This window comes from Corynebacterium jeikeium (assembly GCF_028609885.1).
GTDB lineage: Bacteria > Actinomycetota > Actinomycetes > Mycobacteriales > Mycobacteriaceae > Corynebacterium > Corynebacterium jeikeium.
Genome location: NZ_CP063195.1, coordinates 922687 through 937860, shown reverse-complemented (window position 1 = coordinate 937860; position 15174 = coordinate 922687). Strand labels below are relative to the sequence as shown.

At 63.3% G+C, this 15174-nt stretch carries 13 protein-coding genes; 4 read left to right on the top strand and 9 right to left on the bottom strand.

Going from position 1 to position 15174, the window contains the following annotated elements; all coding sequences use genetic code 11:
• Positions 1-113: 113 nt before the first annotated feature.
• Entirely contained in the window at positions 114-3683 is a 3570-nt protein-coding gene (gene dnaE, locus CJEIK_RS04095) for a DNA polymerase III subunit alpha (RefSeq protein ID WP_005295890.1), read from the bottom strand.
• A gap of 77 nt (positions 3684-3760) precedes the next feature.
• On the opposite strand from dnaE, the gene CJEIK_RS04090 reads away from it, so the two are divergent.
• Together CJEIK_RS04090 and CJEIK_RS04085 are read left to right on the top strand one after the other, a co-directional pair.
• The gene (locus tag CJEIK_RS04090) at positions 3761-4939 is read left to right on the top strand and encodes an amino acid deaminase/aldolase (RefSeq protein ID WP_005295891.1); all 1179 of its coding nucleotides are present in this window, start codon (positions 3761-3763) and stop codon (positions 4937-4939) included.
• The gene (locus CJEIK_RS04085; RefSeq protein WP_005295894.1) at positions 4939-6291 is read left to right on the top strand and encodes a D-arabinono-1,4-lactone oxidase; all 1353 of its coding nucleotides are present in this window, start codon (positions 4939-4941) and stop codon (positions 6289-6291) included. The genes CJEIK_RS04090 and CJEIK_RS04085 overlap by 1 nt, the downstream gene beginning before the upstream one ends.
• Here the strand turns inward: CJEIK_RS04085 and rarD are convergent.
• From rarD to lspA, 4 genes are read right to left on the bottom strand one after another with little or no spacing between them, the layout of a single operon-like run.
• Positions 6288-7163 carry an EamA family transporter RarD gene (rarD, locus tag CJEIK_RS04080; protein WP_005295896.1) on the bottom strand — a complete coding sequence of 292 codons (876 nt, stop codon included), beginning with the start codon at positions 7161-7163 and terminating at the stop codon, positions 6288-6290. The genes CJEIK_RS04085 and rarD overlap by 4 nt on opposite strands.
• Positions 7164-7808 carry a hypothetical protein gene (locus tag CJEIK_RS04075; protein ID WP_034965168.1) on the bottom strand — a complete coding sequence of 215 codons (645 nt, stop codon included), beginning with the start codon at positions 7806-7808 and terminating at the stop codon, positions 7164-7166. It abuts the gene before it with no gap.
• Positions 7805-8776 carry an RluA family pseudouridine synthase gene (locus tag CJEIK_RS04070; protein ID WP_005295900.1) on the bottom strand — a complete coding sequence of 324 codons (972 nt, stop codon included), beginning with the start codon at positions 8774-8776 and terminating at the stop codon, positions 7805-7807. Before CJEIK_RS04070 ends, CJEIK_RS04075 begins: the two co-directional genes overlap by 4 nt.
• Complete coding sequence (lspA, locus tag CJEIK_RS04065; RefSeq protein WP_005295903.1) at positions 8773-9330, bottom strand: signal peptidase II; 558 nt, start codon at positions 9328-9330, stop codon at positions 8773-8775. The genes CJEIK_RS04070 and lspA overlap by 4 nt, the downstream gene beginning before the upstream one ends.
• Positions 9331-9370: 40 nt before the next feature.
• Here lspA and CJEIK_RS04060 point away from each other — a divergent pair, with 40 nt between their 5' ends.
• On the top strand, positions 9371-10348 hold the full coding sequence (locus tag CJEIK_RS04060) for a DUF6263 family protein (RefSeq protein ID WP_231913293.1): 978 nt from the start codon (positions 9371-9373) through the stop codon (positions 10346-10348).
• A 66-nt stretch (positions 10349-10414) separates the two neighbouring features.
• Here CJEIK_RS04060 and CJEIK_RS04055 read toward each other — a convergent pair whose 3' ends face one another.
• The 3 genes from CJEIK_RS04055 to CJEIK_RS11350 form a co-directional block, all read right to left on the bottom strand.
• The gene (locus CJEIK_RS04055; protein WP_005295909.1) at positions 10415-10963 is read right to left on the bottom strand and encodes a WKL family lipoprotein; all 549 of its coding nucleotides are present in this window, start codon (positions 10961-10963) and stop codon (positions 10415-10417) included.
• Positions 10964-11227: 264 nt separating this feature from the next.
• Entirely contained in the window at positions 11228-12361 is a 1134-nt protein-coding gene (locus CJEIK_RS04050; protein WP_231913433.1) for an MFS transporter, read from the bottom strand.
• Positions 12361-12687, bottom strand: a complete 327-nt coding sequence (locus CJEIK_RS11350) for an ArsR/SmtB family transcription factor (RefSeq protein ID WP_005295914.1) — start codon at positions 12685-12687, stop codon at positions 12361-12363. Before CJEIK_RS11350 ends, CJEIK_RS04050 begins: the two co-directional genes overlap by 1 nt.
• A gap of 132 nt (positions 12688-12819) precedes the next feature.
• On the opposite strand from CJEIK_RS11350, the gene CJEIK_RS04040 reads away from it, so the two are divergent.
• Positions 12820-13809 (top strand): asparaginase, encoded by a 990-nt coding sequence (locus tag CJEIK_RS04040; RefSeq protein ID WP_034965171.1) that lies wholly within the window; start codon positions 12820-12822, stop codon positions 13807-13809.
• 14 nt (positions 13810-13823) lie between these two features.
• Here the strand turns inward: CJEIK_RS04040 and CJEIK_RS04035 are convergent, their stop codons facing one another.
• Positions 13824-15170 (bottom strand): DNA polymerase IV, encoded by a 1347-nt coding sequence (locus CJEIK_RS04035; protein ID WP_005295919.1) that lies wholly within the window; start codon positions 15168-15170, stop codon positions 13824-13826.
• Between the last annotated feature and the right edge of the window lie 4 nt (positions 15171-15174).

The window sequence follows — 15174 nt, the reverse complement described above, 5'->3', positions numbered from 1 at the left end:
GGAAGTGCGCGGCTGCGCGAGCGTTGTGTCCCTTCTATCGTGACAGGTCGGCGGGGGTTGCGCTCGGCAAAGATGATGCGGGGCTATAGCTCGGCAATAGCTCGGCAGCAGCTCTAAGAGAAAATGCCCTCCCACGTGGAAGCCTTCAGCGCCCCCATCAAGGACGGAGACTTGTTCACCCGCATCTCCGGGGCCAGCAGGAACTGGACCTCCTCCTCGCCGTCGATGAGGGTGAGGTACACATCCGAGTCACCCTTGTTCTGGCTGAGCACCCGGCGCAGGTTGGCCATGTTGCCGGGAGTGGCCTGATCCACGCGGATGTTCAGGCGCAGCGGCACGCCTGATCCCGCGCCGACGGTGAGCTCTGCGGACTTGATGTCCTGGCAGAACAGGCGCATATCGTCTTCCCGGTAGTTGATCTTCGCCTTGGCCAGCACGATGTTGTCCTCGACGATCTGCGGGGCAACCATCTGGTACGTCTTCGGAAATACCAGCAGTTCTACCTGCGCGCCGTGCTGATCCTCCAACGTGGCGATCGCCCAGGGGTTTCCGTTGCGGTCGATGCGGCGCTCGACGGCCGAGATGATGCCACCGATCTTCAGATCCTTGTTGTTCGGCAGTTCGCCGGACAACACGGTAGTCAGAGGCGTGTCGACCTGCGCATCCAGCGCGTCCTCGAAGCCGTCCAACGGGTGACCGGAAACGTACAAGCCCAGCATGTCTCGCTCGAGTGCCAGCTGGTGCTTGCGCTCCCACTCCTGGTCGGGCACCTCCACGCGGAAGACATCACCCGCGTCATCGTCGCCGCCCAGGCCGGCAAACAGGTCGAACTGGCCCTTCGCGGCGGCCTTCTTGGTGGCGGTGACGGCATCCACCGCGTCCTCGTGAACCAGCACCATGCCCTTGCGTGGGTGCCCCAGCGAGTCGAAGGCGCCGGCCTTAATAAGGGACTCGGTGACGCGCTTATTCGCCGCTACCAGGTCGATCTTGTCCAGGTAGTCGGAGAAGTCGGTGAACGCACCCTTTTCCTCGCGGGAGGCGATAATGGAATTCACCACGTCCTCGCCCACGTTGCGCACCGCGCCTAAACCAAAGCGGATGTCCTTGCCGACGGATTGGAAGGTGTAGCGCGAATCGTTCACATCCGGCGACAACACGCGAATGCCCAGGTGTCGGCAGTCGGCCAGGTAAATCGCGGACTTGTCCTTCTTATCCGCCACGGAGGTCAGCAGCGCGGCCATATACTCCGGTGCGTAGTTGGCCTTCAGGTACGCGGTCCAGAAAGAAACCAGGCCGTAGCCCGCGGCGTGGGACTTGTTAAAGGCGTAGCCGGCGAACGGCAGGATCGTATCCCACAGCGTCTTAATGGCATCGGCGGAGTAGCCGTTGGACTTCATGCCCGATTCGAAGGTGACGAACTCCTTCTCCAGCACCTCCGGCTTCTTCTTACCCATCGCCTTGCGGAAGCCATCGGCCTGGCCGGCTGTATAGTTCGCGACCTTCTGGGAGATCTTCATGATCTGCTCCTGGTACACGATCAGGCCGTAGGTCTCCTCGAGGATCTCGTGCAGCGCCTCTTCCAACTCCGGGTGGATCGGCACGATCGGCTTGCGGCCGTTCTTGCGGTCGGCGTACTCCCAGTGCGCGTCCACACCCATCGGACCCGGACGGTACAGCGCCAGCGCGGCCACGATGTCGTTGAAGCCCGTGGGCTTCATGCGCTTCAGCAGCTTCTGCATGCCCGCGGAATCCAGCTGGAACACGCCCAGCGTCTCGCCGCGTGCCAATAGCTCGTAGGTGGGGTCATCCACCGTGTCGAGGTTTTCCAAGTCCAAATCGAAGTCGCGGTTGGCCTTGATGTTTTCGAGGGCGTCACCAATAACCGTAAGGTTTCGCAAGCCCAGGAAGTCCATCTTCAGCAACCCGATGGCCTCACAGGCGGGGTACGGCCAGCCGGTGATCAGTGCGCCGTCCTGCTTGCGCTTCCACATGGGGATGCAGTCCAGCAGCGGCACGCTGGACATAATCACCGCACAGGCGTGCACACCGGCTTGGCGAATCACGCCCTCCAGGCCCAGGGCGTCCTTGTAGATCTTCGCCACGTCCGGGTCGGTTTCGATCAGCTGGCGGACCTCGGCGGCCTCGGGGTAACGCTCGTGCTCGGGGTCGGTAATGCCGTGCAGCGGGATGTCCTTGGCCATGATCGCCGGCGGTAGGGCCTTGGTGATCCGGTCGGCCATCTGGAAGCCCGCCTGGCCGTAGTGGGCGCGTGCGGAGTCCTTAATGGCTTGCTTCGTCTTCACTGTGCCGAAGGTGATCACCTGGGCGATCTTGTCCTCGCCCCAGCGGTCGGCGGCGTAGCGGATCATCTCGCCGCGGCGGCGATCGTCGAAGTCGATATCGATATCGGGGGCGGACGGGCGCTCGGGGTTGAGGAAGCGCTCGAACAGCAGGCCGTGTTCCATCGGGTCGATGTTCGTGATCGTCAGGGCGTAGGCGACCAGCGCGCCGGCGGCCGAACCACGGCCGGGTCCCACGCGGATGCCGACGGAGCGGGCGTGCTTAATGAGCTCGGCGACGATCAGGAAGTAGGACGGGTAGCCCTTCATGTCGATCACGCTGATCTCGTACTTCGCCCGGTCGATGTACTCGGCGGGCACCTCCTTGCCCGGGAAGCGCTCCTCCAGGCCCTTCATCACTTCGTGGGTCAGCCAGGTCGTCGGCGTGTGGCCTTCCGGCACGTCGGCGATGGGCATGCGGTCGTGCGGGTGCTCCTCCCATACTTCGGAGTAGTCCTGCACACGCTCGGCCACCCATAGGGTGTTGTCGCAGCCCTTCGGCACTTCCTTATCCCACTGCGCGCGGATGTCTTCGGCGCTGCGCACGTAGTAGCCGGTGCCGGAGAACGCGAAGCGCTTACCGCCCTGGTCCAGGGTCGGCTCGTCCAGCGTGGAGCCAGTCTGCACACACAGCATCACTTCATGCGCCGGGGCCTGCTGCTCCAGCACGTAGTGGCAGTCATTGGTCACCAGCGGCGGCAGCTCGAGCTTGCGGCCGATCTCCAGCAGATCATCGCGGACCCGCTTTTCGATCTCCAGGCCGTGGTCCATCAGCTCCAGGAAGAAGTTGTCCTTGCCGTAAATGTCCTGCCACATTCCGGCGGCTTCCAGGGCCTTGTCGAACTGTCCCAGGCGCAGACGCGTTTGCACGTCGCCGGAGGGACAGCCGGTGGTGGCGATGATGCCCTCAGAGTGCTGGGCGATCAGCTCGGCATCCATGCGGGGCCACTTGCCCAGCTGGCCTTCGTAGCTGGCCATAGAAGACAGGTAAAACAGGTTCCGCAGTCCGGTCGCGTTCTCCGCGATCATCGTCTGGTGCAGGTAGGCACCGGAGGCCGACACGTCGTCGGATTTCTGTTCTGGCTTACCCCAGCGCACGCGCTGCTGGTTAAAGCGGGATTCCGGGGCGATGTAGGCCTCGATGCCGATGATGGGTTTTACTCCAGCGGCCGTCATTGCTCGGTAGAAGGCATCCGCGCCGTACATATTTCCGTGGTCGGTCATCCCGACGGCGGGCATCCCCTGCCGCACCACCTCTTTAGCTAGAAGATCAACCTTAGCCATGCCGTCGAGCATGGAGTACTCGGTGTGATTATGGAGGTGGACAAAGGAGGAACCGCTCATGGTTGGCCATCATAGCGCGTCGTAAAAATCGCATTTTTCGACACATGTGATTCCTTATCCCTATACAGTTATTTTTCATGAAGAAAGAGACCCGCCTCGCAGTGGCGCACCTGGACGCACCCTTTGCGGTTCTGGACCTGGATGCCGCCAGAGCCAACGCTCGAGACATGGTGCACCGTTCACGCGGCACCCCGATTCGGGTGGCCAGTAAGTCACTCCGCATTCGCTCGCTGATCTCGGAGGTCCTCACCCTCCCCGGCTATCGCGGCATTTTGGCCTATAACCTCAACGAAGCCCTGTGGCTGTGCCAGGAGCAGGTCAGCGATGACATCCTCGTCGCCTACCCCTCCGCTCACCGAGAGGGACTGCACCGCTTGATCCACGATGCGCGCGCGATGGAATGCGTGACTCTCATGGTGGATTCGGTCGCTCACCTGGATTTTATTGACGCCGTGGTGCCGCCCCGCGAGCGCGGAGATATTCGGGTTTGTATTGATATTGACGCCGCACTGCGCGCCGGCCCCGTTCACATCGGAGCTCTGCGCTCCCCTCTGCACACAGCTGAGGAGGTTCGCAACATCGCCCGGGAGGTCCGGCAGAGGGAGGGTTTCCGCCTGGTCGGCCTGATGGCATATGAGGGCCAGGTGGCGGGCACTACCGACACCTCCCCGGCGATCGCTGCAATGAAGGCGCTGTCCGTCCGCGAGCTGGCCAGCCGCCGGGCCAAGATTGTCGACGCAGTCGCAGAGGAACTTCGGGTAGCAGGTCTGCCCCCGCTGGAGTTCGTGAACGGCGGCGGTACCGGTTCCATCGAAACCACCAGTGCGGAGGCCGCAGTCACCGAGATCGGCGCGGGCTCCGGCATTATTGGCCCGGCTCTGTTTGACCACTACCGGCAGTTCCAGCCCACTCCGGCGGAGTGGTTCGTAGTGTCGGTCGTGCGCCGTCCCGCGGAGGACACGGTGACGGTGGCCGGTGGCGGACGCATCGCCTCCGGCCCGGCAGGCAAGGATCGCCTGCCGGTAGTCGACTGGCCCCGCGACCTGAAGATGGCACCGCTGGAAGGCCCCGGCGAGGTGCAAACGCCCTTGACCGGCCCCGCCGCCCGCAACCTCCGCCTTGGCGACCACGTCTGGATGCGCCACGCAAAGGCTGGAGAGGCAACCGAATACATCAACACTGTGCTGGTCGTTTCGGCCGGAGAGATCATCGCGGAGTGGCCCACTTACCGCGGCGAAGGAAAGAGTTTTGTCTAATGAGCACCACTACTAAAAACCGCAAGCCCGCCTACTACTCTCGCTGGGTCAACTGGTCCGGTGTCTCCACCGCCCAGCCACGCAAGCAGGTCGCACCGCGTGACGAGGCTGAGCTGATTCAGATCATTCAGCGAGCAGCCGTCTCCGGCGAGAGGGTCAAGCCCATCGGCGCTGGCCACTCCTTCACGTCCGTAGCGGCGACCGATGGCATCCAAGTGAGCCTGGACAACCTGGCTGGGCTGATCCGCTTCGACCCGGAGAAGATGACCGCCCGTCTGCGCGCCGGCACCCGGCTGCGAGACGTGCCGGGCATCCTAGCTCCCCTGGGCGTGGCCCTAGCCAACCAGGGCGACGTGGACCCGCAGTCGCTGGCGGGTGCGATCGGCACTAGTACCCATGGGACAGGCCTGGGCTTTACCGGCTTTGCAGGCATGCTGCGCGCTTTCCGCATCATCACCCCGGACGGCCAAGCGCACGAATGCTACCCCGGCGCGGAGGGCATCGCCGGTGAACTGTACGACATCGCACGTGTTTCCCTGGGTGCCTACGGCATCATCACCGAGGTGGAGCTGGACGTAGTTGATACCTTCGTCCTCCACGCGGTGGAGCGTGCCGAGCCGAACGACGAGGTGGTGGAGAACTTCGCCGAGCGGGTGCGCGGCAAGGATCACCTGGAGTTCTACTGGTTCCCCGGAACCGACGTGGCCCATGTAAAGACGAACACCCGTTTGCCGGGTAACACTCCCACCAACCCCATCCCGCGATGGAAAGAGGTGCTGGACGACGAGCTGCTCAATAACGGCGCCTACCGCGCGATGTGCGACCTCGCGCACCACTTCCCTTCCCTCAGCCGGCCTTTCGCCAAGCTGAGCGCAAAGACTCTGGCACAGCGGGAGTACTCGAACGTGGCCCACGACGTGTTCGTCAGCGCCCGCAGGGTGCGTTTCAACGAGATGGAGTATTCGGTTCCACTGGCCGATGCCCGCGAGATTCTGCGGGACGTCCAGCACACCATGAACACCTGCGGCGAGCAGGTTCTCTTCCCCATCGAGGTCCGCGCCACCGCGGCGGATGATGTGCCGCTATCCACGGCAAAGGGCCGCGAGTCCTGCTACATCGCCATCCACCGATACAACAAGGACAGCCACCAGGCGCTGTTCCGCCACATCGAGCCGATCTTCAAGGCCGCCTCCGGTGGCCGCCCCCACTGGGGCAAGCTGCACACCCTCACCCACGAGGATCTGCTGGAGCGGCACGAGGATCTGGCGCGGGCTTGCGAGATCCGCGCGAAGGTGGATCCGCAGGGCATGATGCGCAACGCGATGATCGACCGCGTTTTCGGGCTGGCCTAGCGCAGCTTCTTCACCCGCCGCACGCGCGGCGGGCGGTTGCGCACCAGGCCAGCGATGAAGACGATCACCGCGATCCAGATCAACACGAAGCCAACCCAGCGGGCGGGCTCGATGTGCTCGTTGTTCACAAATACCGCCCAGAGCATCTGGATCACGGGCGTGATGTACTGCACCATGCCCAGGCTAGTCAGCGACATTTCCTGTGCGGCGCGGGCGAAGCACAGCAGCGGCAGCGCGGTCACCACGCCCGCCAGCATCAGCAGCGCTGCGTGACCAGCTCCCAGCTGCACATACGTATTGGTGCCCTGGGATTGTAGGAACCCCAGGTAGATCAACCCTATCGGCGCCAGTACAAGAGTCTCGGCGGTGAGGGACTGAATGGGCGTCAAACGAACCTGCTTTTTCACCAACCCGTAGAACCCGAAGCTAAAGGCCAGGCTCAAAGAAATGATCGGCGGCGAACCAAGTGCGACCGTCAGAACCACGACGGCGATAGTGGCGATGCCGACGGAAACCATCTGCAGCCGGCGCAGCTTCTCCCCCAGCACGATCACTCCCAATAGAACGCTGACCAGTGGGTTTACAAAATATCCGAGGGCGGCGTCGGCGACGTGGTTGTTGTTCACCGCGTAGATGTACAGCCCCCAGTTCACGCTGATCAACAGCGCAGCGGCCGCGACGATCCACCACTGACGAGCCGTGATTACCCGCAGCTGCTTGAACCCGCGCAGCGCCGCGAGCAGCAACAACATGAACACCAACGTCCACACAAAACGGTGCGCCAGGATCTCCATCGGCGTCGCCGGCTGCAAAAGGGGGAAGAACGCGGGGAAGAGCCCCCACATCAGGTAGCACAGCAGGCCCCAGATCACTTATCTAGCTCCCATCGGTCGAATTCCAATACGCCCGTAGACCGCCTCGGGGTCCGCGGGCTCCACGGCGTATGCGCGCTGTGCGAGCTCCCGGAGTTGTTCGGGCGTGGCGTGGACCAACACACCGTCGATAAGCAGTCTGTCCGGTTCGGTCTGCGCGCTACGGGCCATCCGGCCTACCGCCTGATTGATCACATCGGCGCGGGTGCGGCCCACCGCCGGCTCAGGCAGAACAGCCTGCGCAGTGGCTCCGAAGTAAAGGGTACTCACGCGTGCATCCAGGCCCTGTACCAGGTCGATCACCCCCTTGGAGTCCCAGGGGTGCTCTGGGGCGGGGGAAACCAGCGCCCAGCGGGGTTCGTCGCCGGCCATCTGGTCCAGCTGTTTGCGCGCATGCTCCCGGTACTGCGCCGGGGTGCCGTCGAAGGGGCCGAGCTGGTCGCCGTTGACGATCGGCGGTTTCGAGGTCAGGTCTGAGGTGCTCATGGCTATGACGCCCAGTCCCATCGCAATGAGGCAAAGTCCGGAAAGCCAGGCTACCCAAGCGGGTCGGCGCGTATCCTCCCAGTCCAGCTGACGCTGCCGCTTCTTGTTCGCCTTCAACTGTTGGGGGCTGCGCTCCCGATACTGCCGTTCTTGGCTCACGGGCGTGCCCCTTCACCGGAACCCGGCGCGGCTATACCGTTGGCATCCCGCAGCCTGTCGAGGGCCAACTGCAGATCCTCCGGGTACGGTGAGCGGACGGTCTTCCAGGAGCCGTCCGGGTGCGGGAAGCCCAGTTCCACGGCGTGCAGCCACTGGCGGATGAGCCCCAGCCTCTCCGCGAGCTTCGGATCGCTGCCGTACATCGGGTCGCCGCACAGCGGGTGATGCAGCGCAGAGAAGTGCACGCGGATCTGGTGGGTGCGGCCCGTCTCCAGCTTCACCTCCAGCAAGCTGGCTTGGCGGTGCGCCTCCAGCGTGTCGTAGTGGGTGATGGCATGTTTGCCGTCTTCTCGCACGCTAAAGCGCCAGCCCGCGGACGGGTGGCGGCCGATCGGCGCGTCAATCGTTCCGGAGGTCGGGTCCGGGTGGCCTTGAACCAGTGCATGGTAGGTCTTGGAAACCTCCCGGTCGCGGAAGGCATTCTTCAGCACGGTGTAGGCGCGCTCGCTGGCGGCGACAATCATCACCCCGGAGGTGCCGACGTCCAGGCGCTGCACGATGCCCTTGCGCTCCGGCGGGCCGGAAGTGGAGATGCGGAAGCCCGCGGCAGCCAGGCCGGAGGTCACGGTGGGGCCCTCCCAGCCGACGGTGGGGTGCGCGGCCACACCGACGGGCTTATCCACCACGATCACATCCTCATCGGAGTAGAGGATGTCCATTCCCTCCACGTGCCGGGCGGGTTCTGCGGCCAGATCCCGCGGCGGGGCGGGCAGCGTCACGTCCAGCCACGCGCCCGCCACCAAGCGGTCGGACTTCCCCACCGGCGCCTGGTCTTGCAGGATGTCGCCGTCGGCAGCCAGCTCCGCCACTGCGGTACGGCTCAGCCCCAGCAGCTTGGATAAGCCTGAATCCACACGCATGCCGGCTAGTCCGTCCGGTACGGGCATGACTCGGTTCTCGCGGGTCATCGGCTCACCTCCTCGCTGGCGTCCTCCTGTTCCTCACCGGGCTCTTCCTGTTGCTCTCGTTCTTCCCGCTCCTCCCGCACGTGATCCGCCGGCTCGATGAAGAACGCATAGATCAGGTAGCAGACAACACCGACGGTGATGGCGGCGTCCGCAACATTAAAGATCGCGAAGCTACCGAAAGAAAGAAAGTCCACAACGTGTCCGTGCATGCCTCCCGGCTCCCGAAAGATGCGATCCACCAGGTTGCCCGCCGCGCCGCCGCCGATCAGACCGATCGGCAGTGCGCCAGCTATGTACCGCGTGCGCAGGGCCAATACGATGCAGGCCACGAAGGCAATTAGCTGGAAGATGGAGAAGACAATGGTGGCGCTGGTCCCCATGGAAAAAGCCGCGCCGGGGTTGCGCACCAGATAGAGCCGGAAGAACTCACCGATGACGGGGTAGGCCCGTTGCTCTTCTAGGTTTTCGACGACCGCCCATTTAGTGATCTGGTCGACGGCGATGATCCCGAACATCAGGGTCAAGGCGGCGAAAGATGCACGTTTTGAAGTCACGCTTATTCAGTCTAATGTCCGCCTGTTACGCTGTGAACTTGTGGGTATTTCTAGCAAGTCCGCGCTGGCTGTATGCAGCGCCATAGGCCTGGCCTTCACGGCCGTCGCATGCTCTGATTCCGAGCAGCCACAAGCCAAGCCGGCAGATGTCGCCGTGCCGGGCGTCAAGGTAGAGCTTCTGAGCCGCGGCGCTTCCCCTCAGGAGCCGATCGCCTGGTTCTCGCAGGAGGGCAGCCAGGAAGTCACTTTCCACGCCACCCAGGGTTTCGCGCAACACACTGTTGGTGCAACTGGTGACGCAAAAAATAAGGACGACGCCACCACGTCGACCGCAGCCGCTTCAGAGACGGCGAAGGAAGACGAGCAGCCGAATGTTGCGGAGCTGGACTATGACGAAGTCACTATGAACCTCCCTTTGACCGCAGAGGTTACGACCGACGGCAAGGGGCGCCAGACCAGCGTGACCGTGGGGGAACCTAGCGGTACCAATGACGAGCGGAATCGAGATATCGCCACGGCCAAAGGCTTTAAGATGTCCACTGAGCAGGACGTGGACGGGCGCGCGACCTCCCGCAACTACACCGCCCCCGACGAAGCTAGCGCCACCGCCCGCGCCAGCGTGGAGTCCGCGCTGAACCAGATGAACGATTATCCCCTGATCTTCCCCACTGATCCCGTCGGCGTGGGTGCGAAGTGGACTGTTTCCAATCGCGTGGACGGTGACATTTCGATGACTCAGAAGATCACCTACTCCCTGCTGGAGCGCGAGGGCCAGACGGTCTCGCTCAAGGTAGAGGTCTCCCGCAAGCCAGCGGTAGCGACGTTGGCGCAGACTGATTTGAAGGTGCTGGACGTCAAAACCGAATCCAGTGGGCAGATCGCGTTGGATCTAAACAAGGTGCTGCCTACCCGGGGGCATATCAACGTCGAGACGAAGGTTACTTACGGGCAGGATGATTCCCCGGTCCGCGTGGTGCAGACCTCCACGTCGAAGTCTAAGTGGAGCCCTGAAAAGTAACTCCCCCCAAAGAACGGTGGCCCTAGCGGCCCAAATGGCCCCAGTGGCCCTAGGTACCTAAGTGATCTAGAGGTCCTTGCACATCGGCGGTACCTGATCCGGCAGGACGTTTTCCACCAGGGTGCAGGCCCAGCCCTGGTCCAGCTTCCACTTACCTTCCTCGTTGACGAACTCCACGTCGCTGACCACATGTGGCTCCTGGTTGGGCACGGTCAGGTTCACGGTTGCGTTGACGTTGCCGGGGGTCAAGCTGGGCAAGACCGGGTCGACAACATCGAGGGTCGCGCCGGACTCGGTACGGGACTTCGTCAGGGCGTCAAAAAGCTCCGGCGCCTGGTCGCCGTTCACAACGGTGTCTACCTTCTCTTCAGTCGGAATATTCGGGTCAACGGCGCGGTTCAACACGTCCGACAGCTCCTTCGCCGTCGGGGTCTGGTCCTCGGATGCCTCGGAGGATTCAGCGGCGGTGGTGGCAGAAGAAGAGGAGGACTTGTCGGAGGAATCGTCGTCGTTGCCGCAGGCCGACAAAGTCAGGCCAGCAGCCAGGACGGCGGAGACTGCCGTTGCGCGAGTAAAGATCTTGGTGCTGCGAGAGTGGCGCTGGGTAGAACGCACGAGAATGCTCCTTCGATGGTTGGACGGTGTAATGCTAATGATCGTGTGCAATTAACCGAGTAGGAAAATAGTGCTCGGTGGCACACTGCCGTAGACAGATGTGCACATGGAGTACACATCCCAAAAAATTTGGGGAACCAGTTTCCGACTATACAAGCCATACTGTTGCAGATGTTATTCGTGTGATTTGCGCCAAAAGACACAAACCGCCGACCAGGGATGGACATGACAGAAGCAGTCTCACCTATGCGTTGGCATACACGACTATTCCGTGGGGCTCATGCGCTGCCGGGCAAACTGACTGAGCAACGCCAGCACTGCTATCCCCGCCGCGGAAACACAGAGAACGGTTGGCGTCGCATTTACGGAAACCAGTAAAGCCCCGAAGATTGCCCCTAGTGCGGATCCCAAGTAATTGGCGGAAGCATTCGCAGCCACGGCTGTAGCCCCGTCGGCCGGGTTCGCCTGAAGCAGGATGTGTTGCTGAGGTGCGAGCGAGGCCCACCCACACATTCCCCAGACGAACAAGCTAACAACCATGATCCACGCGGTTTGGTCTTGTGTCATGCCGAGCAGCGCAAGAGTGAGACCCCCGAGTATGACCATGCTCAGTTGAAACGGGGCACGCCGGTCTAACAATCTGCCTACACCTAGTGCTCCCACCGCGCCCCCAATGCCCCAGACCCACATCGCAAGCGTCTGGTGAGACGCCAAGCTTCCTGCGGACAAAATCACGCTCATGTAGGTGTAAAGCCCAAGAGAAGCAACACCAGTCAGCAGAGTTACGGTCACCGTAACTAGATTTTTAGGTCGCGCGATCGAGAGCAATCGTTCCCGGGCATTAGAAGCAGGGATCTCTGGCAGCTCGCCTCCGCGCAGGGCAATTCCCGCTAGCGCGGCGCCTCCGATAGCTGCGATCAGCAGCATGGCGGCTCGCCATCCCCATTGGTGCGCTAATGCCAGACCGGTCGGGACGCCAAATACGGTCCCGACTGCCAAACCCGCAAGGACCAGTGCCAACGCACGCCCACGACGTGCTTCCCCTGCAATCTCTGCCGCGACCGCGGACGACAGCGGTGAGTACACACCCGCTGCTGCGCCAGCCACTGCTCGGGAGACTAAGAAGAACCCCACAGTCGGCGAAAGCGCCGTCGCAAGGTTTGCCACCGTAAAGATAAGCAGGGACACGATCAGGCTCTGTCGAGACCGCCTTCCCGCACGGCCGGCCAACAAGGGCCCTGCTATCGCATATGAGCCAGTGAAGGCCGCTACTCCCAGGCCGACGGTGGCTTCGCGCGCGTCTAGAGATGAGGCGATAGTGGGAAGGAGACCGGCGACAACATATGCGTCCAGCCCGAGCGCAACACTGCCTACCACGAAGGGCCAGAGTCGGCCCATCATTCCTGTACCTCCGTAGAAACAGTATTGGCCACCACAGCGGAAAGCACTCCTGGGAACAAGCGATCGAGGTCTTCACTCCTCAACCGGATCAGACATGCGCGCCCCTCGCTCCGGGTCCAAGTCACTCCAGACTCCCGCAACATACGGGTGTGGTAGGTCAGCGTCGATCGGGGCAAGTCGTCCGCGAGCTCGAGACTGTCGTGCTCGAGCCCGTCAGCCAGACGTCGAATCATCTCGAGACGCGTGGGGTCGCTCAGGGCGGCCAACACCCTGGCCAAGGTGATTTCATCGGTTTCTGGGTGGTGATACTTGCGAGGGGACATGCAATCTCCTTCAATCGTGCAACAATACTTGCATGATAATCATGCAAGTATTCCTGCACAACTTCATCCCATTCGCCGAGACTCGATCAACGTCTTCGATCAACGCGCCTAGGCGTCGCGTACATTGGTCACATGACTTCCACTCCCTCGCGGAATAGCATGCAGATCCCCGTCCTCGGCACCGGCGGCACCATCAGTTGCACCCACTCCCCCGAAGGCGACCTTGTACCGACCTTGACCTGCGCGGACATTGTCAATCGGGCTCGTATTCCACAGGGGTTCGAAGCCCTTCCGCACGACATCATGAGCATCGATTCCAGCTCCATCACCCTGCCCCAAATCGACGAGCTCATCGCCCACATCGCACGCTTCTGCTCCCCCGCCCCGGCGGGCATCGTGGTGCTCCACGGAACGGACACGATGGAGGAATCTGCACTCGCCGCCGTGTGCGCCCTGGATTTGCCCTGCCCTGTTGTGTTTACGGGCGCCCAGCGCCCGGGTGATGACGCCGCACCGGACGGCCCGGCCAACCTTTCCCGCGCGTTCGCCGCACTTGCATCAGGGGAGCTTTCTACGGGGGTTCACCTAGTTTTCGGGGATGCCATCCTGCCCGCCCGCGGAGCTTACAAGGCCCACACCACCGCCGAAACAGCCTTCCGCAATGCGCTGATTGACTCCGGGAAACACGATGACGGGTCCCCCAGCCCGGATGGCACGGTTCTTCCTCCACTACAGGTAGCGGGGCTATACGTGCCCATCGTCAGCACCTTTGCGGGCGATGACGGGCAGCTTATTCGGGCGCTGCGAGAGCAAAACAAGCGGCAGCCGGACACACAAGTGGGTACCGAGGTAGGCGCCGTGGACGGCCTGGTGCTGGCCGCCATGGGATCCGGCAACATTCCCACCGCTGTAGCCGAGGAGTTGGAGGCTTGGCGCGCGGAACGTACTACCGAGCTGCCGGTGGTGGTCTGCAGCCGGGTACCAACCGGCGGGGTTTCCTTCGTCTACGGCGGTACGGGCGGCGGTGCTCAACTGGCCCGCGCCGGCTTCCGTAGCGGCGGGGCGATGCGCCCCAGCCAGGCGCGCATCGAGTTGCTCTACGAACTCGCCCGCGCTCGCTAGTCCCCTTTCACGTTCTAGTCCTCCACCAGCCCATCCAGATCCCAGGCAAGACTGTCCAACGGGTCGGCGGGGCTTAGGTCTTCGTCGTCAATGCGGAAGGTGCGGGTCTTGCCTGGCCCAGTCGCTGCGGTTTCGAAACGCACGCTGACCACCCCGTTGCCGGCTCCCTGCACCCACCCGTGCCCGAACTCCACGTGCGATACATCCTGGGTGGCATGCCATACGGGACGGACCGTGGTGGCGTCATCAATGAAAGAGCTAAACCCGGCATCGCTATCGGTGGGGGCGGCGATGGGCACCGGCGGGCCGTCGAGTTCCGGGAACAGCAGTTCCTGGCGGTCGGCCACCAGCCCGGACACGCTCACCCCGACCAGGCGAAAGGCGCCGGCCTGCTCAGGGCGTGGCATCAGACGCTGGGCGAGGGCGAAGATCTTGTCAAAGTCCTCCGTCGGCGCGGGCAACCCGGCGGACTTCGTGTGCAGCTGAAAGTCGGTGGTGCGCGTCTTGACCGTCACGGTGCGGGCAGCGCGGCCGTCCTTCAGCAGGCGGCGGTGCATAGCTAGCGCGGTCTCGTGCAGCACGCGCATGGCCTCGGCGGTAGTGCGCGCGTCCACCTGCAGGGTCTTTTCCGCGCTGACTTGCTTGGCGGGCGCGCGGGGAGCAACGGGGCGCGGGTCGTCGCCGGCAGCCATGCGCTGCACCTCCACTCCGACCGAGCCCAGCGCGCCTCGCACGTCCGTGGTGTCGGCGGCGACGAACTGGCCGATCGTGTCTATCCCCATGGTGTGCAGCTTGCCCTGAGCGACCTTGCCTATCCCCCACACGTCACCTACGGGCCGGTCGGCGAAAACCTCCATGCGCGCCTCGGGCGGCACAACGAAAACCCCGTGAGGTTTAGCCAGATCGCTGGCCATCTTTGCGTCCAGCTTGCTGGCGGCCATGCCGACGGAAGCGGGCAGGCCGGTCTCCTCCTCTACCCTGGCCTGCAGGTTTTCGGCCCAGGCACGGGCTTCCTCGGCGCTGTCCAACCCCTGCGGTTCGGCGAAGCCCTCGTCCACGGACAGCTGCTCTACCACTCCTGCGTGGGCGCGGATGACCTGGAAGATGCGACGGGAGGCGGCCGCGTACACCTCCTTGCGTGGTTTAACCACCACGGCGCGGTTGTTGCACAGGCGCACGGCCTGTCCCATCGGCATCGCCGAACGGGCGCCGAAAGCGCGGGCCTCGTAGGAGGCACCGGCGACCACCCCGCGGCCTCCCAAGCCACCGACCAGCACCGGCCTATCGCGCAGGGTCGGCCGGGTGAGCTGCTCGACGGAGGCGAAGAACGCATCCATGTCGATGTGAGCCACCCAGCGCATGTGA

Coding starts and splice junctions, on each gene's coding strand:
- CJEIK_RS04090 (WP_005295891.1), top strand. CDS start 3,761: ATGAAGAAAGAGACCCGCCTCGCAGTGGCGCACCTGGACGCACCCTTT.
- CJEIK_RS04040 (WP_034965171.1), top strand. CDS start 12,820: ATGACTTCCACTCCCTCGCGGAATAGCATGCAGATCCCCGTCCTCGGC.
- CJEIK_RS04035 (WP_005295919.1), bottom strand. CDS start 15,170: ATGCGCTGGGTGGCTCACATCGACATGGATGCGTTCTTCGCCTCCGTC.
- CJEIK_RS04085 (WP_005295894.1), top strand. CDS start 4,939: ATGAGCACCACTACTAAAAACCGCAAGCCCGCCTACTACTCTCGCTGG.
- CJEIK_RS04070 (WP_005295900.1), bottom strand. CDS start 8,776: ATGACCCGCGAGAACCGAGTCATGCCCGTACCGGACGGACTAGCCGGC.
- CJEIK_RS11350 (WP_005295914.1), bottom strand. CDS start 12,687: ATGTCCCCTCGCAAGTATCACCACCCAGAAACCGATGAAATCACCTTG.
- CJEIK_RS04050 (WP_231913433.1), bottom strand. CDS start 12,361: ATGGGCCGACTCTGGCCCTTCGTGGTAGGCAGTGTTGCGCTCGGGCTG.
- dnaE (WP_005295890.1), bottom strand. CDS start 3,683: ATGAGCGGTTCCTCCTTTGTCCACCTCCATAATCACACCGAGTACTCC.